The organism is Sorangium sp. So ce295 (assembly GCF_051527405.1).
GTDB classification, from domain to species: domain Bacteria; phylum Myxococcota_A; class Polyangia; order Polyangiales; family Polyangiaceae; genus Sorangium; species Sorangium cellulosum_B.
Genome location: NZ_CP150324.1, coordinates 12,218,687 through 12,240,635 on the forward strand (window position 1 = coordinate 12,218,687; position 21,949 = coordinate 12,240,635).

Consider the following 21,949-nt stretch of genomic DNA (forward strand, 5'->3'; position numbering starts at 1 on the left):
GGCTCTCGAGGGACCCTTGCCAGAGCTTCTCCAGGCTCGACATCAGCTCGTCGACCTCTTCTTTCGGCAGAACACGTCGCGCTTTGCCCATGCTCCGAACTGAGACGATTCCCTCGCGCACCTCGACGACGGCCTCTCGGGGGATGCCCATCCTCCACCCATACTCGATGATCCAAGTTCGATCCGTGCCATCGCCCGGATCCACACACCACCGCGGCCATCGCCCATCGGTGCAGCTCGCCGCCGTCGCCGGCGGAAGGGGCAACACCACCTCGGCGGTCTCCGTCCGGGGAGCGTCGGGGCATTGCTGCATGATCGGCATTGCAAGGCGCGTCCCCGGGGCGATCTCCCGCATGCTCCGACAGGAATCGTCCGCGCAGGGCCACTCGCGGATCTCCGGCTCGATCCCCCGCGGGGTCATCGGCGCGCGCGGCTCGGCGAGCGAAAACGCCATCGCCCCACGATACAGAAACGCGCCGGTATCACGCCGCTCCAAGATCACGCGGACGATCGGCTCTCCCCCGGAGCATTCCGGGACGTCGAGCGGGATGCGCGTCCCGTCCGGTTCGATCAGGACGGCGCGACGAAGCTGGTCACAAACGGCGGCCTCGTGCTCCTGAGCCGTGCAGTACGGATAGCCCGGTGGCTCCGGCTCCGGTGGCGACGCGGCGGCGCACGCTGTCAGAATTGAGGACGCGACGACAAATAGAGCGGCGCGCGTGAAGAATGCGAACGTCATCATCGGCTTCGACCCACGGCAGCGCGCCGGATTGGTCCACGGGGTCGAGGCCATCCACGATCCGCCCGCCGGCTCCCTCCAAATCTGCCTGGACTCCTGGCCGGGAATACCCCACCCCCACGGCCGGTGGACCGATCAGGTTCATCGCCATGCGGCGCGGCCACCCAGCGTCACGGCCTGCAGGGTGGCGAGGCGCCCTCGGCGGCTTGATTCGCTGGTTCAACGCGCGCAGCGGAAGCCCAGATTGCTGTGACGAAACGAGGGCACCGCCGCTGTCCGAGCCGTGCCGCTAAACCACCGTGGGTAGTCGTCCAACCAGCTATGCCCGCGGATCGCCCTGCGTTCAGCGCTGCACCTTCCGTCCATGTAGGAGCAGTACTCGCTCGAAGTCCACTCGCTCACGTTGCCCGCCATGTCAAAGAGGCCGAAGGGGCTCCGGCCGGCAGGGAAAGAGCCGACGGGCGCAGTTTCCGGGAAACCATCGTCCCTCGTGAATTCGCTGCGCCAGGCCTGGCCGCGCGACACCATGAGGTTCACACACGAGGGGTCGCAGGCATTGACCAGCGCCTCGTCCGGCGCGGCGTCGCCCCAGGGATACAGGCGTCCCTCGGTACCACGCGCGGCAAATTCCCACTCCTCTTCCGTGGGCAAACGCTTGCCCGCCCACCTGCAGTAGGCGCTCGCTTGAGTCCAGTCGACGCAGTTCATCGGGTGGATGTCCCGCCCAGCCTGACCAGCGTTGCACGAGGGCTCGTATGCCCTGCGCGCATCGACGGAGAGGCCTCCCAACGTTTCGATGGTCGAGGTGGCTTTGCACGCGCCTGCCTCGGCGCACGCGCGAAAGTCAGCGACCGTGACTTCGGTCACGTCCATCTCGAAAGGGCTCACCTCGACGCGGTGCGCCGGGCGCTGGTTGGAGTCGCTCTTCGGATCATTCGAACCCATCTCGAGGCTCCCGCCGGGGATCGGAATCAGCTTGGGTCCGGGGGTGTGGGGACCTGAAGTTGTACTCGCTCCGGGCGGCGCGGCTGACGTTGCCGATGCCGCCGCGACGGGTGAGGGTGGCGGAGCCTGCTGGGCGTTGGTCGCGCCCTTTCCCGCGCAGCCCAACAAGAATGCGAAAGTCGCGACCCAGCACCGACGCACACTCATCATGCCGTCAATGCTACCACGTCGACTCACTCCCAGGCGATCTTCATGCGCCGGATGCGAACACGGGAGACGGCGAGTGCCTGGAGGCCCTGATCCTCCGCCACAATCGGTCCAAGCCTGGCTACACCTTCGCGTACTCGTGAGCAGGCGCTGACGGTGTGGATCAGGGGACGTCCGTCGGGTCCCAGCTCACGCGGAAGCCGACATCGAGCCCGTCGAGCGTGCGCATCGTGTCGGTGTCGAGCGCGAAGTCGAAGATCGCGCCGTTCTCGGCGATACGCGCTGGCGTGACCGACTTCGGCAGAACGATCAAGCCGTGCTGCACGGCCCAGCGCAGCATCACTTGCGCTGGTGTGCGCCCGGCCTTTGTCGCCGCGGAGACGATGTCTTTGTGCCCGAGCTTCACGCCCTGCGTGAGCGGGCTGTACGCCTGCACGAGGATCCGGTGCTTCGCGCAGAACGCGCGCAGCTCGGCCTGCCCGAGGAACGGGCTGAGCTCGACCTGGTTGATCGCCGGCACCACCGCGCTCTCGCCGAGGAGCTCCTCGAGGTGCCGCACGGTGTAGTTGCTGACGCCGATCGATTTCGCGAGGCCTTGCTTCTGCGCGTCGACGAGCGCGCGCCAGGTGTCGCTGCGCTTGCCGGTCACGGGAAAGTGAATCAACACGAGATCGTAGGCGTCGAGCGCGGCTTCCTCGAGTGACCGCTCGAGCGAGCGCAGCGTCGTGTCACGCCCCTGGTTGAAATTCGCGATCTTCGTCGTGATGAACGCCGCGTCGCGCCCGAGGCCGCTCTTGCGCAACGCGCTGCCGACGTCCGCCTCGTTGCCATAGTACTGGGCGGTGTCGACGTGGCGATAGCCGAGGCGCAGCGCTTCGAGGACGGCGCCCTCGGTCTCTCCGCCGGGCGCCGATTGATACACCCCGAGCCCGAGCTGCGGAATGTGGCGACCATCGATCATCTGCAGGCGTGGTGATTCGATCATTGCCGGGCCCCCTGGTTTCGTTCGTCGCTCGGCATGGCCGAGCGCGAGAGTGTGCTGGCGAAGTCGAGACGTTACTGACGGTGAATGTCGGCGGCAAGAGCAGGAAAACTCCGTGGCGACTGTGCGACGGCCTCTATCCGTCGGATCACTTCCCGTCACCGCAAGGCTGCGCCTTCAGCCCTGAATGCACAGCGTGTCCCGGGAGGTGGGGGCGAACCGGCGATGGGTGGACGATGCGAGTGCAGCGAGGCCACATAAAATAAACACCGGCAGATCTGTTGAGCGATCCGATGCAACCGTCGCAGGCTGCATGGCAGAGCACGTGGGTTGATCCCCTTCACGTGACGACGCGACGAGGATGACGAGCGAATGTCACATCCGCGGGGTATCCAAGGCTCACGCGGCGCCTGGCTGCAAATCCCGGCCTCCTCGTCTCGACAGCCCAGCGCGGCAGTGCTACCCATCTCACGTGTCCGGCGCTGAAGGGGAGGACATGTCATTACATCATGGCCTGTCGCCGATGCACGCAGGAAAGGATCGCCGTATGCGCATCAATCGAATCCGAGGTCTGCGGGCAGCTCAGCTTGCGTTCGCGTCCGCGTCTGCGGGAGCAGCCTTCTGCTTCGCAGCGTGCTCGGCCGACACGGGCCCCACGGCCGAAGACATGGGCGAGCAGGACCAGAATCTTGCAGCCTGTTCGTATGCGGTCACGACGAACGCGTACGAAGGAGCCCCGGAGTACTGGGGGACGATCAAGATCAAGAACACGGGCGCGAGCGCGCTGAAGAGGCCGACTGTCGCCTTCGACGTGCCGGGCGGTGTCACGTGCGATCATCACGAGCCGGGCTGGACCCACACACAAGCCGGCTCCCGATGCACCTATTCGAGGACATCGAACGTGTCCATCGCCCGCGGCGGGTCATTCACGCTCAATTTTTCCACCGACTCGGTGTCCTCGTTCACCCCGTCCCGAGTCGAGCTCCGCGACACCAGCTGCTCCAGCGGCGGCAGCACGACGGGCGGCGGCAGCACGACGGGCACGGGCGGCGGCAGCGCGACGGGCGGCGGCGGCACCACGGGTGGCGGCGGCAGCGGGGGCTCGGGCGTTGTGTGGCAGACGGCCAGCCTGACGGAGTTCGAGTCTTACCCCGACCCCGGCAGCGAGGAGTGCATCGAGTACAACGGGTGCACGTGGGCCGGTCAGTTCGCGGCGCTCGACGGAAAGCAGCCGGAGAGCTGGGTCAAAGAGAACAACATCGCCGCGGTGCACTCGAAGGATTTCGAGAGGTACAAGCTCAAGACCCTGCGCCTTCGAAAGAATGGCAAGGAGATCGACGTCAAGGTGTACGACATGTGCTCCGACTCCGATTGCAGCGGGTGCTGCACGCGGAACGCGCAGCCGTCGGGGTACCTGATCGATATCGAGAAATACACCGCTCAGCGGTTCGGGGTCTCGGCGTCTGGACAGGTCGAGTGGAGGTGCCTCGACTGCAATTGACGGCCGCCTCGCCTGACCGGTGGCTCGGGCGCCGCCTTGCTCAGCCGCCGAGCGCCTTGTCGATCGCCTGCGTGAGCTTCGGGTCGTCCGGCGCCACGGACGACTCGAACCGCGCGATCACCGACCCGTCCTTGCCGATCAGGAACTTGGTGAAGTTCCACTTCACCTCACCGGCAGGCGCGGCTTGCGTGAGGAAGGCATAGAGGGGGTGCTTGCCGCCCCCCTTGACCGGGATCTTCGAGAACATCGGAAAGCTGACGCCGAACTTCGTGGAGCAGAAGGCGGCGATCTCGGCGTCGGTCCCCGGCTCCTGCGCGCCGAAATCGTTCGACGGGAAGCCGAGGACGGCGAAGCCGCGATCCTTGAGCCGGTCATGGAGCTCCTCGAGCCCCGCGTACTGCGGCGTATAGCCGCACTCCGATGCGGTGTTCACCACGAGCAGCACCTTGCCTCGGTAGTCACCGAGGGAGCGGTCCTGTCCGTCGATGGTCTTCATGGTGAAGTCGTAGAGCGACATGGCCTTTCCTTCCTGAGCAGCGCCGGGCGTGTGCTCCGGCGAGGTGCGCTCGGCATCCCTCCCACAACCCGACACACAGGCGAGGGCGAGCGAGCTGATCAGGGCGAGTCCACACCGGAGCACGCGCGGCGAGCGTTCCATGGCGGTAGGGATAGACGCCCGTCCGGGCCGCGTCGAGCAGGAACGCGCTCCGCGTCGAGGCGACGCGGACGATCACGACGTCCGTCACGGGGACCTCGGGTGGGGCTGGTGTGGGGCGAGCTCCTCCTTCGCGAAAGCGGCTGCATCTCCCCGTTCAGACGGCGGCGAGACCAGTCGCCGCCGTCTGAACGGGGAGATGCAGCCGACCGTGCGCGCCGACCATCGCGGCCTCCCGGAGTCGCCGCTCGATGTGCTCGTGGAGCCCGCGCACCACGACACAGACCTGGATGCCATCCTGACGGATCTCGCGACCGCTGGAGCGATCCTCGGCGATCGGATACCCGCTGCAGCTTCCGAAGTACTTGCACCGGGAGCAATTGAGATCCATCCGCTCCTCGGCGGCGCGGCAGGATCGCTCCATGCGCTCCCCGGCCATGATGGCCGTGAGCGGGGTCGTGAAGAGGTTGCCGAGGCTGAAGGCGGGATCCCCATAGGGGTCGCCGAGGCTGTAACACTCCCCATCCGTATTCACCAGGATCGTGGGAGTCCAGGCGCGCTTGTCGAAGTACCTCGGCGGTGCGCCAGCGAGGTGGTCGACAACCACCCGGATGGCCTCGTCCACAGGCTCCACCTGGAGGTGTCCGTCGCTCTGCAGCCAGCGGTCTGCGACAGCGCAGAGGGCTGCCAGGATGTCACCGGCGTCGAGGTCGAAGCTGGCATTCTGCTCTGCAGTGGCGCCGTCGAACAGCGGGAGTAGCCGAAAGGGAATACGGGATTGCTCGAAGAAGCGGCAGATCTTGTCTACATGCTTCACGTTGCGCCTCGAGAGCACCGTGATGCAGCTGAACGCGATCCTCTCACGGCGGAGTACGTCCATGTGCTCCAGGACGCGGTCCTGCTGATCGCGGCCAGCGATGTTCACGCGAAGCCCCCCGAACACGTCGATGGAGACGCCTACGCTGTCGAAGCCGTCTCGCAGGAGGCGAAGCCGCGCGTCGTCGAGCACCGTGAGGTTGGTCTGGACGATGTTCGTCCTGCCCAGCACATCGCCGAGCACGGCCTCCTGATCAGAGAGCGTGCTCCAGTAGAAGGCCGGATCGATCAGCAGCGGCTCTCCGCCATGCCAGATGAACCGGACGTCCGTGCGTGTCCCATCTCGCCCATCGATCGTCGTGTAGTAATCGCGGATGTGGCGGTAAACCTGTCGCAGTTGCTCGAGGCGCATCGACTCCTTGTTCCCGAGCTCCTCCATCTCGTAGCAGTACCTGCACCGCAGGTTGCAGAGCTTGGAGGTCTTCACGACGAACTGGACGAAGCGATCGGGCGGGCGTTCCATGATGGCGCGACGTGCTCCGAGGGCTCGAGGTGAACCGCCTTCACGCCCCGGCACAAACCGAATTCCCTTGTGTCGGCGGGCTCCAGATTCAGCTCTTCTCCAGTCGTGCGAGCAGGGCGGCGAAGGAGCCGTCGAAGGCGCTCTCCTGCCGATCGCTCGTGAGCTTGCCCGCTGGCTTTGCGCATTCCCCGAATGCGCACTCTCCAGGCGTCAGCCACGAGGGCAGCTCGGATGTCGGCGCATCCGCCATGTCTGCGATCCGGCCTGCTGCAGCGGAGGAGACATGGACGGGTTCGTCAGCGCTGACGCTCGCCGGAGGCACGGCCATGACGCTCGACACGGCGACTGACGCCGCGGTCAAGCGCGGAAGGTAGCGGTGCGTGTCGTGTTTCATGATTCTCGTCATTGGCTTTACTTCGCGTTCACGCGAATCGCGCGAACGCCGTGGAGGTGTGCTCGCGGCGTGGCAGGCCGCGTGGAGGACCCGATCAAAGTCCGTGCCGACTGTCCTCGCCCAGCGGTCCGCCGCGACGTTCGATGCCGGAGCGCGCCGCGCCGCCTGTCACGCTGGGCTGCCGGGCACCCGCTAGCTTCCGTGGAATCGGGATGCGAGCGGTCTCACGAAGGTGAAGGCGAGAGCCTGAGCCCGCACCGCACATGCACCCGCTCTGCTCGCCAGCGCCCAAGCTCGTCGGCCGAGGCGGGACGCCGCGCGCTGTCCGTGCGCGGCGCTCGTGGCAGCCCGGTTCACGGGCGGCGCCTCGACGTTGGACGGTGGCCCGGGATTACCCCATGGACGGCGCGGAAGAAGAGCTCAGCGCCCGGGCATCGGGCCGGCCACCTCATCGAGCTCATTCAGCGGGCTCGGCCGTTCGGATCGCCGCGTGGCTCGGGTGATGCGGACGTCGGCCCGACGCTGGCGCGCGACGACAGCGACCGGAGAGGCTCGAATGAACCGGGAACTTCTCGCTCCTAGGACCGTGTTGCAGGACCGCTACGAGCTCGTTGCTTTGCTCCGGGAGACCAGCCTCGTCGTGACGTACAAAGGGCGGCAGATCGACGGCGGGCGGCCGATCGTCCTCAAGCTCGTTCGCCTGGTCCCGTACGGAGGCTCCGCCGACATGGCGCGTCGCTACGGCACGCGCTTCTTGCGGGAGATGCACGTCTGCGCGCGCCTCCAGCATCCCAGCATCGCTCGGCCCATCGACTTCGGGCGGGCGGACGAAGGGCACCTGTACGCCGTCTTCGAGTTTGTGCCCGGGCGGAGCCTGGCCGAGCTGTTATCGGAGCGAGGCGCGCTCGATCCCCCGGAGGCGCGGCGGCTGATGCTCCGGGTCCTCGGCGCGCTCGACTGCGCGCACAGGCAGGGCATCGTTCACGGGGATCTTCGGCCGCCCCACGTGATGATGGTGTCCGCGGGGGCGCCGGGTGACGCGCTCGTGCTCGACTTCGGCTTCGGGGCGGTCGCAGCGAGCGCGCGCGCGGCCAATGACAGCGGGCTCGCCCGGAGCAGCGAGGAGCTCCGGGGCTGGCAGGATTACGCGGCTCCAGAGCAACTCCGAGGTTCCCCGCCGACGGGGCGCTCGGACCTGTACGCCTGGGGCATCGTGTTCCTCGAGTGTCTTACCGGCCGGCGCAGCACCCCCGGCGGCTCGTCAGGTACAGGGATTGTTCTGCGGGACGGCCGCGAGCTGGCGCGGTTTCCCGATGCATTGCTCGACCACCCGCTCGGCGGGATCCTGAGGCGCGCGACGGTCGAGGACGTGGCAAGGCGAGAGGTCACGGCCGACGGGCTCTTGCGCGAGCTCGACACCTGCGAAGTGGACGGGCTGCGCAGGGAAGACCTGATCGACTCAGGCGCGCCGAGCGGCGCGGGGGCGAGGGGAGAGGAGGGCCGAGGGGTCCAGCAGCAGGGCAATCCAGGCGTCGGGCCTCCGGAGCCGCAGCAAGAGGGGCGCTCGATCTCGGCTGCATTTTCCATCGAAGATCCAGCGCACACCTTCCTGGTTACCCGCACCGCGCTCGTCGACCCGATGCCCGACGATCCAGCGCTTGGCGCCGCGACCGGTCCCCTGAAGGCCACGGAGGCGACGGTGGAGTCCATCGTGGATGCGGCGCCCGTGGCCGTCGGCAGCAGGATCAAGCATTATGAAATCATCCGCAAGCTGGGGCAGGGTGGCATGGGCGTCGTGTTCCTCGCTCGCGACACCAGGCTTGGCCGCCTGGTCGCGATCAAGCTACTTCTCAAGCTCAGCGGGGGCGGGATCAAGCGATTTCTCGCCGAGGCGCGGGCCACGGCGCGCTGCCGGCACGAGGGCATCGTGGTCATCCACGAGGTGGATGAGATCCTGGGATATCCCTACCTCGTGCTGGAGTACGTCAATGGACCCACCCTGCGCGAGTGGATGAAGCAACGCCGGCACCCCGGCGCGCCCGATCTGTCCGGCGTCCACACGTCTCTCGCTCCAATGCCGCCTGCTGGCGTGGCCGAGCTCACGATTCCTGTTGTTCGCGCGCTGGTCTGTGCGCACGAGCTCGGGATCGTGCACCGCGATCTCAAGCCCGAGAACATCCTCCTGGACGACACCGGATGCATCAAGGTGCTGGATTTCGGCATCGCCAAGCAGATCGAGCCCAGGGCCGTGGCGATGATCACAGAGGAGCAGGCGGCGCTGACCCGACGCGTACGTCAGCCGCGGAAGACCTCGATCCTCGGTACGCCTCAGTACATGTCACCCGAGCAGCTCCTGGGTAAGGACGTCGATCATCGCACCGACCTCTGGGCCGTGGGCATCATCCTGCACGAGCTCCTCACGGGAAAGCACCCGCTGGACCCATTTTCGCTCGCGCAGCTCGCGGGCATCGTGGACTTCGATGTTCCCATGCCCACCGTGAGAGAGAGCCACCCGGAGATGGGCGCGCTGATCGACCATTGCTTGAAGAAGCGCAGGAGCGAGCGGATCGGCTCGGCAAAGGAGCTGCTCGCCGAGCTGGAGGCGCTCCTCCCGAGCCGAAGGGCGCTCGCGCTCGGTGAGAACGAGAGCCCGTTCGCCGGCCTGTTCGCCTTCCAGGAGGCGGACGCCGCGCGCTTCTTCGGCCGCGATCGCGATATCACGGCGATGATGGCGCGCCTGGGCCATCAGCAGCTCTTGGCTGTCGCCGGGCCCTCCGGCGCTGGCAAATCGTCATTCGTGCGCGCGGGCGTGATTCCTGCCTTGAAGCGCTCCGGGGACAGCTGGGAAGCGTTCATCTTGCGGCCAGGCCGCCGCCCGCTGTCCGCGCTCACCGACGTGCTCGTACAGGCCGCCGACACGGCGAGCGCTACGGACGAGCCCGAGCTCGATCACGATCGGCTTTCCGTCACGATGTGCAGCCAGCCAGGCTATCTGGGCGCGGCGCTGCGCGCGCGCTGTCGCCGCGAGGGGCGGGAGCATCGCGTCCTGCTCTTCGTCGATCAGTTCGAGGAGCTCTACACGCTCGGCGCCGCGCCCGAGGACCGGGCCGCGTTCGTCGCCTGTCTGGAAGGCGCCGCCGACGATGCCTCGTCGCCCGTGCGCGTCCTGCTCGCGATCCGCTCGGACTTCCTCGATCGCATGGCCGAGGACCGCCAGTTCATCAAGGACTTGACCCGCGGGCTCTGGTTCCTTCCACCGATGGGGCGCGAGGGGCTGCGCGACGCCTTGACGCGGCCGCTCGAGGCCGCCGGGTATCGCTTCGAGAAGGTGGAGATGGTCGAGGACATGCTCCGCTCGCTGGAGAGCACGCCGAGCCCCTTGCCGCTCTTGCAGTTTGCAGCCACGAAGCTGTGGGAGGCGCGGGATCACGGGCGCCGGCTTCTGACGCAGGAGAGCTACCATCAGCTCGGTGGCGTGCCTGGTGCCCTGTCCGCCCATGCGGATGCGGTGTTCTCGGCGCTGCCGGTGCGCGAGCAGCGGCTGGCTCGGGCGGTGTTCTTGCGCCTGGTCACGCCCGAGCGCACGCGCGCGCTGGTGAGCCTCGACGAGCTCTGCGAGCTCGTGCAGGACAGCGAAGGCAATGCCTCCAAGGCGATCGCGGCGGTGGTCCAGCACCTGGCCGACGCGCGGCTCCTGCTCATCGAGACCGGCGGGGAGCGCGAGGGCACGACCGTGGAGCTGGTCCACGAATCCTTGATCGACCGATGGGGGAAGCTCGGGCAGTGGCTCGCCGATAGCCAGCAAGACGCACGGATGCTGGCCCGGTTGCGGGCCGCGGCCGATCAGTGGGAGACGAGCGGGCAAGCGGAGGGGCTTCTCTGGCGTGGTCGTGCGGCGGAGGACGCCCGAGCGTGGTACGAGCGGCGCCGCGCTGCGCAGGGCGCCGACTGGCGCATCGGGATCGGCAAGCGGGAAGAGCGATATCTCCTGGCCGTCGTGGCGCTCTGCGAGGGCGCGCGCCGCCTGCGCTGGCGGCTCGCGACGGGCGCGCTCACCGCGCTCGCCGCGATCGCGGTCATGATCTCGTACCTGGCCGTTCGCGCCGAGCGGCAGGCCACGCGCGCCGATCAGGAAGCGGAGCGTGCGCGGGCCGAGGCGCTCCAGGCGCGCAACGCCACCCGGATGGCCACAGCACGTGAGCTGCAGGCCGATCCCACGAGCGTGCTCGCGATCGTGCGCGAGCTCGAGCCGCCCGACATGCCGCGAGAGTGGGCCGTGCTCGCACACTGGGCGTTACACAGCCGGATCGCTCGCGTGGTGCTCATCCATGCAGATGCGGTCCTGTTCGCGGGCTTCAGCCCCGACGGCCGGCGCATCGTCACGGGGTCTTATGACAGGAACGTGCGTGTGTGGAACGCCGACGGTTCGGGCGAGCCGCTGGTCCTTCGCGGTCACGAAGATCCGGTCCTGTCGGCCGCGTTCAGCCCTGATGGCACGCGTATCGTCACCGGCTCGCAGGACAGGACTGCCCGTGTGTGGAACGCCGACGGCTCGGGCGAGCCGCTGGTCCTTCGCGGTCACGAGGATCGGGTCTATTCGGCCGCGTTCAGCCCCGATGGCAAGCGCATCGTCACCGGGTCATGGGACAAGACGGCGCGTGTGTGGAACGCTGACGGCTCTGGCGAGCCGCTGGTCCTTCGCGGTCACGAGGGTTGGGTCTATTCGGCCGCGTTCAGCCCCGATGGCAAGCGCATCGTCACCGGCTCGCAGGACAGGACCGTGCGTGTGTGGAACGCTGACGGCTCTGGCGAGCCGCTGGTCCTTCGCGGTCACGAGGATCGGGTCTATTCGGCTGCGTTCAGCCCCGATGGCGAGCGCGTCGTCACCGGGTCATGGGACAAGACGGCGCGTGTGTGGAACGCTGACGGCTCTGGCGAGCCGCTGGTCCTTCGCGGTCACGAGAATTGGGTCCAGTCGGTGGCGTTCAGCCCCGACGGCAAGCGCATCGTCACCGGGTCATGGGACAAGACCGCTCGGGTCTGGAACTCCGACGGCTCCGGCGATCCGATCATCCTTGGCGGCCACGAGGATTGCGTCGTTTCGGCGGTGTTCGATGGTGACGGCAAGCGCGTTGTCACCGGGTCGCAGGACAAGACGGCGCGGGTGTGGAACACCGACGGCTCGGACGATCCCCTGGTCCTTCGTGGCCACAGGGCGCTGGTCTGGGGGGTGGCGTTCAGCCCTGACGGCAAGCGCATCGTCTCCGCGTCCGAGGACAAGACCATGCGCGTGTGGAACGCCGACGGCTCGGGCGAGCCCCTGGTTCTTCGTGCTCATCAAGGTGGGGTCTATTCTGCGGCGTTCAGCCCTGACGGCACGCGCATTGTCGCCGCGTCGGACGACGCGACCGCGCGGGTGTGGAACGCCGATGGAACGGGCGAGCCCCTGGTTCTTCGCGGTCACGAGGGTTGGGTTTATTCTGCGGCGTTCAGCCCCGATGGCGAGCGCGTCGTCACCGGGTCGCAGGACAAGACGGCGCGGGTGTGGAACGCCGATGGAACGGGCGAGCCCCTGGTCCTTCGTGGTCACGAGGATCGGATCTACTCGGTGGCGTTCAGCCCCGATGGCAAGCGCGTCGTCACCGGGTCGCAGGACAAGACGGCGCGGGTATGGAACGCCGATGGAACAGGTGAGCCCTTGGTCCTTCGTGGTCACGAGGATCGGGTGTACTCGGTGGCGTTCAGCTCCGATGGCAAGCGAATCGTCACCGGCTCATGGGACAAGACAGCGCGGGTGTGGAACGCCGACGGAACAGGCGAGCCCTTGGTCCTCCGTGGTCACAAACACTGGATCATGGCGGCGGCGTTCAGCCCCGATGGCAAGCGCATCGTCACCGGGGCGCAGGACCAGACCATTCGGGTGTGGAACGCCGACGGAGCAGGCGAGCCCCTCATCCTTCGCGGCGCCAATTCTGCGATCAACTCCGTGGCGTTCAGCGCTGATGGCAAGCGCATCGTCAGCGCGTCCGACGATGCGGCCGTACGCGTGTGGACCGATCTCGAGCCGCTCCGTGGCGTCGATGATCCCAAGCTGTGGACGGCGACCACCTATTGCATGCCCATCGAGGCGAGGACCGAGCTCCTTCGAATGCCCGAAGCCATGGCGCGCGCAGGTCGGGAAGCTTGCCTGCGTCACGTCGAGGAGACACGCGCGGCTGCCCTGTGATCCGCCGTCACTTCTTCGTCAGCGCGTTGTAGCTGGTGATGAGGTTGCGGTAGTCGGGGATGTGGTTCGAGAACAGCGTCGCCAGTCCCTCGACGTCGTTGCGCCAGTCGCGGTGCAGCTCGCAGGCGACGCCGAACCACGTCATGAGCTGCGCGCCGGCTTGCGACATGCGATCCCAGGCGGAGTGCCGGGTGATCTCGTTGAAGGTCCCGGACGCGTCCGTGACGACGAAGACCTGAAAACCCTCCTCGATCGCCGACAGCGCGGGGAAGGCCACGCAGACCTCGGTCACGACGCCCGCGATGATGAGCTGCTGCTTGCCTGTGGCCTTGACGGCTTTGACGAAGTCCTCGTTGTCCCACGCGTTGATGTTGCCGGGGCGCGCGATGTACGGCGCGTCCGGGAACTGCTCCTTCAGCTCCGGCATGAGCGGGCCATTGGGGCCGGACTCGAAGCTGGTCGTGAGGATCGTCGGCAGCTTGAAGTACCTCGCGAGATCGGAGAGCGCGAGCACATTGTTCTTGAACGTGTCCGGCTGGATGTCGCGCACGAGCGACAAAAGTCCCGCCTGATGATCGACCAGCAACACGGCGGCGTTGTTCTTGTCGAGTCGAACGTACGGCTTGGTCATGGGCTGTCTCCTCTTCTCTTTCTCTCGTCGTGGGTGATGCGTCTGTGTGGCTCGACGCCCGAGCAGGGACGTCGTTCAGTCGTCCAGGTGGCCGAACTTGCCGCTCGCGAAGTCGGCGAACGCCTGCTGGATCTCTTGCGCGCTGTTCATGACGAACGGGCCGTACTGGACGATGGGCTCGTCGATGGGCTCGCCGCTCAGGACGAGCAGGTGGGCCTCCGATCCGGCCTCGATGAGCAAGCGCTCGCCGGCGTTCTCGAACACCGCGAGGTCGTGCGCCGCGGCATGCGCTCCATTGACCGCAATGTCGCCTTTCATGACGAGCAGGCCCAGGTTATGGCGCGCCGGGAAGGCGAGCTCGACCCTGCCTCGCGCGTTCAAGCGGACGTCGAAGAGTTCGATCTTCGTGAAGGTCTGCGCGGGGCCCTTCACGCCCTGGTATTCGCCTGCGACGACCCGCACGGAGCCCGCGTTCTCGGGGAGCGTCACGATGCCCATCCGATCGCTGGCGATGCTCTGATACCGAGGCGGCGACATCTTGTGCGCCTTCGGCAGATTCACCCAGAGCTGCGCCATCTGGAACGGACCGCCGCGGCGCGCGTAGCTCTCTTCGTGGTACTCCTTGTGAAGGACCCCGGACGCCGCCGTCATCCATTGCACGTCGCCCGGACCGATCACGCCGCCGCCGCCCGCGCTGTCGTGGTGCGCGACGCTGCCTTGCCAGGCGAGCGTGACCGTCTCGAAGCCTCGGTGGGGGTGCACGCCGACGCCCCGCGGCCTCGCCGTCGGCGCGTACTCGTACGTCGGGTGATAATCCAGCAGCAGAAACGGGTTCAGCTTTTGCGCGGCCTCCGGAATCGCCGAGAAGAACCCCGCGACCCGGAAGCCGTCGCCCACCCAGTGCAGGCCAGGGGCCCGGTAGATTCCCTCGATCGTTCGGAGCTCGGACCGCGCTGCTCGGGTGGCGTTCGTCCGCGTCTGCATCGTATTCGTGGTCGTCATGGCTGCGTTCTCCTGACACCAGGAGGAATAGACATGCCGAGTCCGTAGAACAATGCGCAATAGTTGGAAGAACTGTTCCGAAATATGGAACAATTCTGTCACATGCGGGCGACCACGCTCGGCGTGGTGGACAACACGAGGCGCTCGCGGAGCAGGTCGAGGAACGCTACCACCTTCGGCGAGAGGTGCCGTGTGCTCGGATAGAGCGCGAACACGGGCACCTCGGGCGCCGACCAGGACGGGAGCACCGGCATGAGCCGCCCCGCGGCGAGGTCTTCCGCGCACAGGTACTCTGGCAAGAGGGCGACGCCGAAACCGGCGCGAGCGACCGAGCGAAGCATCTCGTAGTCGTTGACGACGAGCCGCGGGTGAACCGTGATCTCGGCGATCTTGGGCCCCGACCTGAGCTCCCAGGAGCTTCCCTCCGGTGCGAACACGATGCACGGGTGGTCCGCGAGCTCGGCAATGTCGTTCGGCTCGCCGAGCGCCTTTTTGACCTCGGGCGCAGCGACCAGACGGCGCCGCACGGCCCCGAGACGCCGGGCGACGAGGCTCGTGTCCGGCGTGGTGCCGGCCCGCAGCGCGAGGTCGAAGCGCTCCTCGACGACGTCGACCTTGCGGTCGGTGCAAACCAGGTCGACCTGGACATCGGGGAAGAGACGCAGGTATTCGGCGAAGATCGGCCCGAGGACGGAGAACGCGAGCGGGGCCGTCACCCGCATGAGCCCCCGGGGCGTCGACTGGAGCTGCGAGACCGCGAGCTCCGCCTCCTCGAGCGCGGCGACGATGCGAACGCAGTGCTCGTAGTAGACGCGACCGACGTCCGTGAGGCTCAAGGTCCGCGTGGTCCGCTGGAGCAGCCGCGCGCCGACGCGCGACTCGAGATCGGAGATCTTCCGGCTCACGGTCGACTTCGGCATCCCGACGGCGGTCGCCGCCGCCGTGAAGCTGCCTCCCTGAACTACCCTCGTGAAGAGGACGATCTCGTCGAGAGCGACGCTGGGCAGGCGAGGGTCCATGGATGGGACAATCTACGCAAGATGCGCGGATTGTGCCAAGGCAGCGCGGGGAGGCTCACACGCCGACGCGCTCGACGCGCACCTGCACCTCGGCGGCCGCCAGCGCCGCGTCGCCGCCCGCCGTCCCTGCGCCGCGCTCCACCGAGCCGCCCGCGATCTCCGCGATGAGCAGCGGCCCCGTCGCCTTCACGATGCGGCGGGCCTGGTCCAGCACGCGCGCCCTCTCTTCGTCCGTCGCGCCGGCGAGGACACCGCTGAGGATGACACCGCAGGCGCGGTTCGCCGGCAGCGCGGCGAGCCCGGCGACGGTCGCAACGCGGGCCGCCAGGCCGCACACCTGCGCCACGTCGCGCGCGAGCAGCTCGGCCGCCTCGCCGGCCACGACGACGCCGCCGTACAGGCCGCGCAAGGCGGGGGCGGCGACCGCCCTCACGCCGCGCACGAGCCGCGCGCGCGCCTCGATCGCGTCGGGCGAGCAGTCCGGCAGGCGCTCCGCCGCTGCCGCGTCCGGGGCAGCCGCCATGACGGCCGGCGAGAGCGCCGCCCGGATCGCGGCGAGCCGCGCCCGCCACCACCGAGCGCCATGCCCGATCTCCCGGGCGCGGCGCTCGCGCTCTTCCCGCCCTCGATGGACGTGGACATGAAACGCCTCCGTGGCGGCCTTCTGCGGCTGGCGCAGGGCGCGAACGCTCGTGAGCAGGCGCATCTCGATGAGGTCCGCGCGGCGCACGCCCTCCAGCAGATCGACGAAGGCTCCCTTCTCGGCGCCGCCGCCGATGAACCACTCGTCGAAGCCGCCGAGCGCATCGACGAGGCCTCGCCAGACGATGGGCAGCCCGTCGCGCACATCGCACAGCGGCTCGGAGCCCGGGGCGCCGGGGCGGGGCCGATCGCCGTCGGCGCCGGGCACGCCGCCGTCGAGCGGCGTGGCCGAGAGGAGCGAGGCGAGCCCCTCGACCGCACCCGAGGCCGCCCAGGCGGCCGAGCGCTCGATCCACGCGGCCGGCGGCAATGCGACGCGGGCCAGCGCCGGCGTGAACACGGCCGGCACGCCGCGCGCGAGCGCCGCGTCGTGCTCCGAGAGCGCGTGCTCGACCGCCTCGGGCGGGAGCAGGACATCGGCGTCCAGAAACCAGATCAACGGCGCCCGGGCGGCACGGAAGCCCGCGTTCCTGGCATGGCTGCAGTGCGGGAACTGCCCGCGCGGGCGCGGGGTGTCGACGATCTCGACCTGGAAGGGGTGAGAGCCCGGCTCCGCCGCGGCGCGGATGGCGCCGCCCGGGTCGCCGCCGTCGCACACCACCACGACCTCGAAGGACGACGGGGCGGCGGTCTGCGCGCGCAGCGCGAGCACGGCGCGCCGCAGGAGGGGCGCGGTCGACGCCTGGCACGGGATCACGAGGGCGATGCGCGGCGGAGCGGCGCTCGTCGCGCGAGCCTCCGCAGCCGGGCCGGGCGCGCCGGCCGCATCGCCCGCGGCGCCGCCTCCGCCGGCCGCGTCGCCCGCGGACGCGCCGCTTCTGCCAGCACCCGCCGCGGAGCCGCCCCTCAGCGCCGGCCGCTCGCCGAGCACCTCCCACAAGCCGGCGAGGCACCGCTCGCGCTCGCTCAGGTACGCGTCCCGCGCCGCTTCCTGGATGCGTCGGAGATCCGCCTCCGTGAACGCCATGCAGCGCTCGACCGCATCGCGCACGTCCTCCGGCGCCACCGCGTGGGTGCGCACGAGGCCCTGCGCGCCGTGCGCCGCGGCCGGCATGCGCAGCGCACAGCCGTCGATCTCGCTCATCGCCTCGGTGTCGGGCACGAGGACGGCGGCGCCGACCGACAGGCCCTCATGGAGCGCGTGGCCCCAGCCCTCGTACCGAGACGGACAGAGGTGGAATCGAGACGCGTTCTGATAAAAGCGAAGCCGCCGCTCGTCGACGCGCCCCGCGAACTCGACGTTCCGCGGCCTGAGCGGCCAGCCGAGCGAGGACACGACCGTCAGCGGATACGGGATGCGGTGGCGCTCCCAGGCCAGGAGCACGGAGTCCGTGCCCTTCGCGTCGGAGCCGCCGGGGACGTGCAGGAAGCGCCGCGCCCGAGGCACGGCCGGGTCCCAGCGGTCCTCCGAGAAGAAGCCGACGTGGCGAGCCCGCGGCGTGAGCGGGGCGAAGCGCGACAGCGCGTCCCGGGTCTTGCACAGGACGAGCTCGAAATCGTCGAGCGCGGACCGGGCCTCGGGCCGCCACCACTCGGCGTTCGGGATCAGCCAGCGGCGCGGCGCGCCCTCGGCGAGGCGCGGCTCGTAGACCTCGAGGAAGATGACGAGATCGGCGCCCCCCACTCCCTCGGAGCGCTGGAAATGAACCCCGGTGACCCGGTGACCCCAGCTCTCCAGGAGGCTGCCGAGAAGACGGTAGTCGCGCTCGAGCCCCTTGCCGTTGTCGATGTTGGTGACGATGTGGATCCGCATCTGGGGCATCCCCTCGAATCTCGGGAGAATTCACAGGGAGGCGGGGAGGCGGGGAGTATGATTCATAAATCTCCCCGTCTCCCCGCCTCCCTGTTTAATTTCTCGCTAATAATGCGAACAAAGTGAGGGGATCGGTCAGGATCCGCATCTCAGCCCGATACGCCCTGCCAGGCCGGCGCCGCGAGGGCCCTCCACCAGCCAGGGTCACACCCAGCCCCTCAGCCCCGCGTGGTGCTCGCCGAGGATGCCGAGCATCTGGCGCACGCGGTGCACATACGTGAAGCTCGCCTTGACGCGCGCGTGCCCGGCCCGCCGGATCGCCTCGCGCTCGTCGTCGTGCTTCACATAATAATCGATGAGGCGCCGCAGGGCGGCGAAGTCGCCGAACGGATAGAAGACCACGTGCTCGCGATCCCGGAACTCCTCCTCCAGGCCGAAGATGTAGGGGTGGATCATGAAGCCTCCCCGGCCGAGCGTCTCGTAGATACGATCGGACCAGTAATGCGGGTGATCGAAGCCGACACACAGGCTGTCGCCCACGACGATCTTCGAGGAGGCGTACAGGCGGTTGAGGGCGTCGCCGCGCACGCAGCTCTCCGGTGAGCCGTGCTTCACGAAGCGGCGGCCGTACGTCTCCGACAGGAAATCGACGAGACGCCTCCGATAAGGCCACTCGGGATGATAATCGTACGAGCCCACGAAGCAGACGTCGGCCGCGACGCCGGGGTCGACCTCCGCGAGATAACACTCGGCGCCGTACACGCCGGGCTTGAGGTAATGGTGGCGTATCCCCTGCGCCCGGAAGAACGCCTCGCTCCCGCCGTCGGGCGTGAACACGTGCTGCGTGCGCCAGAACGGGTCGAGCCGGAGATCGCGGCCGCGCGAGAGGCCGGCGTACAGGTCGAGGTGGTACGAGGCCGTCGGGATGGGCAGCTGGGTGATCCAGCGCAGCGCGTCGCCGCGCAGGCCCCAGGTGCGGGTGTAGAGCAGCAGATCGACGTCGCGCGCCATGCCGTCGAGCTCGCCCAGGGTGAACGCGTTCTCCTGGGCCTGGACGACCTCGACGCCGAGCGCTCGCAGGCTCTCGCCGACGTGGTTCTCGGTCGAGAACGACGGGCCGAAATTGCCGATGTACAGGATGCGACGGCGCATGGGCGAGGCGGTCACGACGGCGGCGCCCGTCAGGGCAGCGGCCACGTGGCCACGAGCGCGCGCGCGTCGGGCGTGCGCGCCTTCGAGAGCACCGCGAGCGTCACGGTGCGATCCGTGACCAGCACGCACGGCGCCGAGAACGTCGCTGGATCGGCGCCGCCCGCGTCCACGGGGAGCACGCGGAACGCGGCGCCCGGGGCCGGCCGGTGCGCGACGAGGAGATGGGCGGCGGAGGTCGCGACGATCACGAGCCCGCCGCCCGCGCGGTCGGCGTCGATCTCGAAGACGCGGCGGTCGCCGAACGGCGCATCCTCGGCGCCGGCAGCGCCGTACGCCGCATCGCGGGCCGAGACGCGCACGGTGCCGGGCAGCGCGCCGCCGCGCGAGGCGCCGGGGGCGACGCGCTTGCACACCGCGGTGGGGCCCGGCGACCCCGCGAGGACCACGACATCGATGCACTCGCCGATCGGGTGGTCCACCGAGCCGCCGCCGGCCGCCGCGGCCTCCAGCACGACCGCCGTCGCGTTGTCGACAACGGCGGACACGGCGCCCGGCGCGCCGGGGGAGGGCGCGGGGAGCGAGCCGGCGCCCGCGCCGCGCACGAACCGAGGCCCGCTGAAGCTCGCAAACGGCCGGTGCGCCGTGAGCGAGGTGCGGACACCGGAGGCGCCGTCGAGCCGAACCAGCGCGTTCACCGCGCCGCCCGCGACCTCCACCACGAACGACAGCGCGCCGCCGTCCGCCGCGCCGTCCGCCGCCGCAGCGTCCCAGCGGGGCAGCGCGGGCAAGAGCTGCGGGATCGTGGCGACGGCGCCCGACGGACCGCGGCCCGCGAGCGGCAAGGCCCAGATGTCCGTGCGGTGCGGCGGGGCCGCGCTGTGCGTCGACGACGCGAGCAGCACGGGCGCCCCGTCGAGCGCGACGAGGCGCAAGGCGTCCGCGAGCGGGGCGTCGGGCAGCGCGGCGGGAGAGAGCGCGAGAGACGGAGGGGGCGTTTCGTTCATGGGCGCAGATCCGGGGGCGGGGCGACACGCGGCGGCGGCGAGACAGACGAGGAGCGCGGGCGCGGGAGGCCCGCGGCGCGGCCTCCTGGGGGCGCTGGTCGAGCGGGGCGCGGCGGTCGAGCGGGGCGAGGGCATGCCGGTCGACCTCCGCGCCGCGCTAGATGCGGGCGTTCGTGCGCATGTTCCACAGCTGCACGAGGGCCTGCGGGTTCGACGATTTCGGATAGCCGGCGAGCGCGGCCGCGAACAGCCCGTCGATCGCGCCGGTCTCCCACGTGGCCGCGTCGGCGAACGGCCCGCCGCCATACGAGGGGTCGTAGAGCTGGCCGCCGTGCACGACGATGAAATGGTTGAAGAACGCGGGCGGGGGCTCGGGGTTCCGCTGGCCGGGGATCCCCGGCAGGTTGACGACGTCGGTCCACATGCGGTGGGTCCACGGGGCGGGCTGCGTGGCCGCGTTCCACTGCCAGTTCTTCACGAGGAACCCTTGTGATCCCGAGGTCCACGCCGGCACCGTGACGACGACCACCACCTTGTCGGCGCTGGTGATGCCGTGGACCTTGAGCATGTCGATGAAGAACTCGGCCCACGAGCCGCACTGCCCGCTGCCGTCGGCGCTCGCGAGGAGCAGGCGGGTGTTCGTGCAGGTGGTCGTGTTCGGGTTCCAGTACGTGAGGCCCACCCCGTCGCGCTTGCGCGTGAGCGCCCGCGTCGCGAAGGGCGCGAAGCTCTGCGACACGACGCGCCCCTCGGTCGTCTCGCCCTGGGCCGCGCGGCACGAGATGTCCACGAGCGTCCAGTGGACCGTGCCGGCCGGCGCGCCGAGCACCGCGTAGACGAGGTGCGCCGTCGTGCCCGCGCCGACCCAGCCGGTGCCGGCGGCGTTCGCCTCCCACGCGATCGTCAGCGGATCGTAGCAGGCGACGACGTTCGGCAGCGGCGCGCTGCTCGTCATCGAGGGCGTGGAGACGTCGACCGACCCGGGCGACACGCTGACCGTGCACGTCCATTCGAGCGTCACGCCGCCGGCCATGGCGCGGCCGCGCAGCTGCACGGACTCGGTCCCGCTGGGCGGCCGGAGCACGCGCAGCACCACGGCCAGCGGGACACGCGCGCCGCGGACGTAGCAGACCGGCGATTGATCCGCCGCCTGCCGGGTGCTCAGCCACTCGGGGGAGGCGAAGTTCCCGAGGGAGTCCCGCTCCACGGCGTGGTTCGCCGTGAAATCGACCTGGATCACGCCGACAAGCGCGTGGACGATGGCGGGCGTCTTCGGCGACGGCTGCACCGGCGGCGGCACCTCGAGCGGCCTGCGCGCCTCGGGGGCGCGCGGCGGCGGGCCGCGGAAGGCGAGGATGCACCCCGTCCGGAGCAGCTCGGCGACGCGCTCGCGGAGCAGGTCGAGCTCGCGCGCCGCGTCGAGCGACACGATGCCGGCGCCCGCGGCGCACAGCTCGCTCAGCAGATCGACGCGCTCGCGGTCCGGCTCCTCCGAAGGGAACCACGCGGGCACCTCGAGGGCGGCCAGGTGCGGCTCGATCGGCTCCGCGCCCTCGGGCAGGACCGCGCCGGCTGCGCGGACGAAGCCGACGTCTCCGTACGCATCGACGACCTGCCAGACGTTGCCCATGAATCCGCGCGATCCGCTGTCCGCTGTTCCCCCGGCGCCCGATCTGACTAGGCCCGCCCTCGCCGTGC

14 protein-coding genes are annotated in these 21,949 nt (G+C 69.3%); 2 read left to right on the forward strand and 12 right to left on the reverse strand.

Going from position 1 to position 21,949, the window contains the following annotated elements; all coding sequences use genetic code 11:
* Positions 1-958: 958 nt before the first annotated feature.
* Positions 959-1,894 (reverse strand): formylglycine-generating enzyme family protein, encoded by a 936-nt coding sequence (locus tag WMF11_RS46225; RefSeq protein ID WP_437905445.1) that lies wholly within the window; start codon positions 1,892-1,894, stop codon positions 959-961.
* A gap of 160 nt (positions 1,895-2,054) precedes the next feature.
* Complete coding sequence (locus WMF11_RS46230; protein ID WP_437975277.1) at positions 2,055-2,876, reverse strand: aldo/keto reductase; 822 nt, start codon at positions 2,874-2,876, stop codon at positions 2,055-2,057.
* Positions 2,877-3,420: 544 nt separating this feature from the next.
* On the opposite strand from WMF11_RS46230, the gene WMF11_RS46235 reads away from it, so the two are divergent.
* Positions 3,421-4,374 (forward strand): hypothetical protein, encoded by a 954-nt coding sequence (locus WMF11_RS46235; RefSeq protein ID WP_437975278.1) that lies wholly within the window; start codon positions 3,421-3,423, stop codon positions 4,372-4,374.
* Between the two features lie 40 nt (positions 4,375-4,414).
* Here WMF11_RS46235 and WMF11_RS46240 read toward each other — a convergent pair whose 3' ends face one another.
* The 3 genes from WMF11_RS46240 to WMF11_RS46250 all read right to left on the reverse strand — a co-directional run bounded on the left by WMF11_RS46240 (position 4,415) and on the right by WMF11_RS46250 (position 6,762).
* Positions 4,415-4,891, reverse strand: a complete 477-nt coding sequence (locus tag WMF11_RS46240) for a glutathione peroxidase (RefSeq protein ID WP_437905447.1) — start codon at positions 4,889-4,891, stop codon at positions 4,415-4,417.
* A 295-nt stretch (positions 4,892-5,186) separates the two neighbouring features.
* On the reverse strand, positions 5,187-6,368 hold the full coding sequence (locus WMF11_RS46245) for a radical SAM protein (RefSeq protein ID WP_437975279.1): 1,182 nt from the start codon (positions 6,366-6,368) through the stop codon (positions 5,187-5,189).
* An 88-nt stretch (positions 6,369-6,456) separates the two neighbouring features.
* Positions 6,457-6,762, reverse strand: coding sequence for a hypothetical protein (locus WMF11_RS46250; RefSeq protein WP_437547171.1), 306 nt, complete (start codon positions 6,760-6,762; stop codon positions 6,457-6,459).
* Between the two features lie 556 nt (positions 6,763-7,318).
* On the opposite strand from WMF11_RS46250, the gene WMF11_RS46255 reads away from it, so the two are divergent.
* Positions 7,319-12,988 carry an nSTAND1 domain-containing NTPase gene (locus tag WMF11_RS46255; RefSeq protein WP_437975280.1) on the forward strand — a complete coding sequence of 1,890 codons (5,670 nt, stop codon included), beginning with the start codon at positions 7,319-7,321 and terminating at the stop codon, positions 12,986-12,988.
* A gap of 7 nt (positions 12,989-12,995) precedes the next feature.
* On the opposite strand, the gene ycaC is transcribed toward WMF11_RS46255, so the two are convergent.
* From ycaC to WMF11_RS46290, 7 genes are all read right to left on the reverse strand, one after another.
* A complete protein-coding gene (gene ycaC, locus WMF11_RS46260; protein ID WP_437905450.1) occupies positions 12,996-13,619 on the reverse strand; it encodes an isochorismate family cysteine hydrolase YcaC in 624 nt (207 codons plus the stop codon).
* Positions 13,620-13,694: 75 nt separating this feature from the next.
* On the reverse strand, positions 13,695-14,621 hold the full coding sequence (locus WMF11_RS46265; protein WP_437905451.1) for a pirin family protein: 927 nt from the start codon (positions 14,619-14,621) through the stop codon (positions 13,695-13,697).
* Positions 14,622-14,719: 98 nt separating this feature from the next.
* Positions 14,720-15,640: a LysR family transcriptional regulator gene (locus tag WMF11_RS46270; protein ID WP_437975281.1), complete on the reverse strand. Its 921-nt coding sequence runs from the start codon at positions 15,638-15,640 to the stop codon at positions 14,720-14,722.
* A 55-nt stretch (positions 15,641-15,695) separates the two neighbouring features.
* The gene (locus WMF11_RS46275) at positions 15,696-18,095 is read right to left on the reverse strand and encodes a glycosyltransferase (RefSeq protein ID WP_437975282.1); all 2,400 of its coding nucleotides are present in this window, start codon (positions 18,093-18,095) and stop codon (positions 15,696-15,698) included.
* A gap of 204 nt (positions 18,096-18,299) precedes the next feature.
* Positions 18,300-19,247 carry a glycosyltransferase family protein gene (locus tag WMF11_RS46280; RefSeq protein WP_437975283.1) on the reverse strand — a complete coding sequence of 316 codons (948 nt, stop codon included), beginning with the start codon at positions 19,245-19,247 and terminating at the stop codon, positions 18,300-18,302.
* A gap of 29 nt (positions 19,248-19,276) precedes the next feature.
* Positions 19,277-20,251: a hypothetical protein gene (locus tag WMF11_RS46285; RefSeq protein ID WP_437975284.1), complete on the reverse strand. Its 975-nt coding sequence runs from the start codon at positions 20,249-20,251 to the stop codon at positions 19,277-19,279.
* A gap of 157 nt (positions 20,252-20,408) precedes the next feature.
* Positions 20,409-21,881: a hypothetical protein gene (locus WMF11_RS46290; protein WP_437975285.1), complete on the reverse strand. Its 1,473-nt coding sequence runs from the start codon at positions 21,879-21,881 to the stop codon at positions 20,409-20,411.
* Between the last annotated feature and the right edge of the window lie 68 nt (positions 21,882-21,949).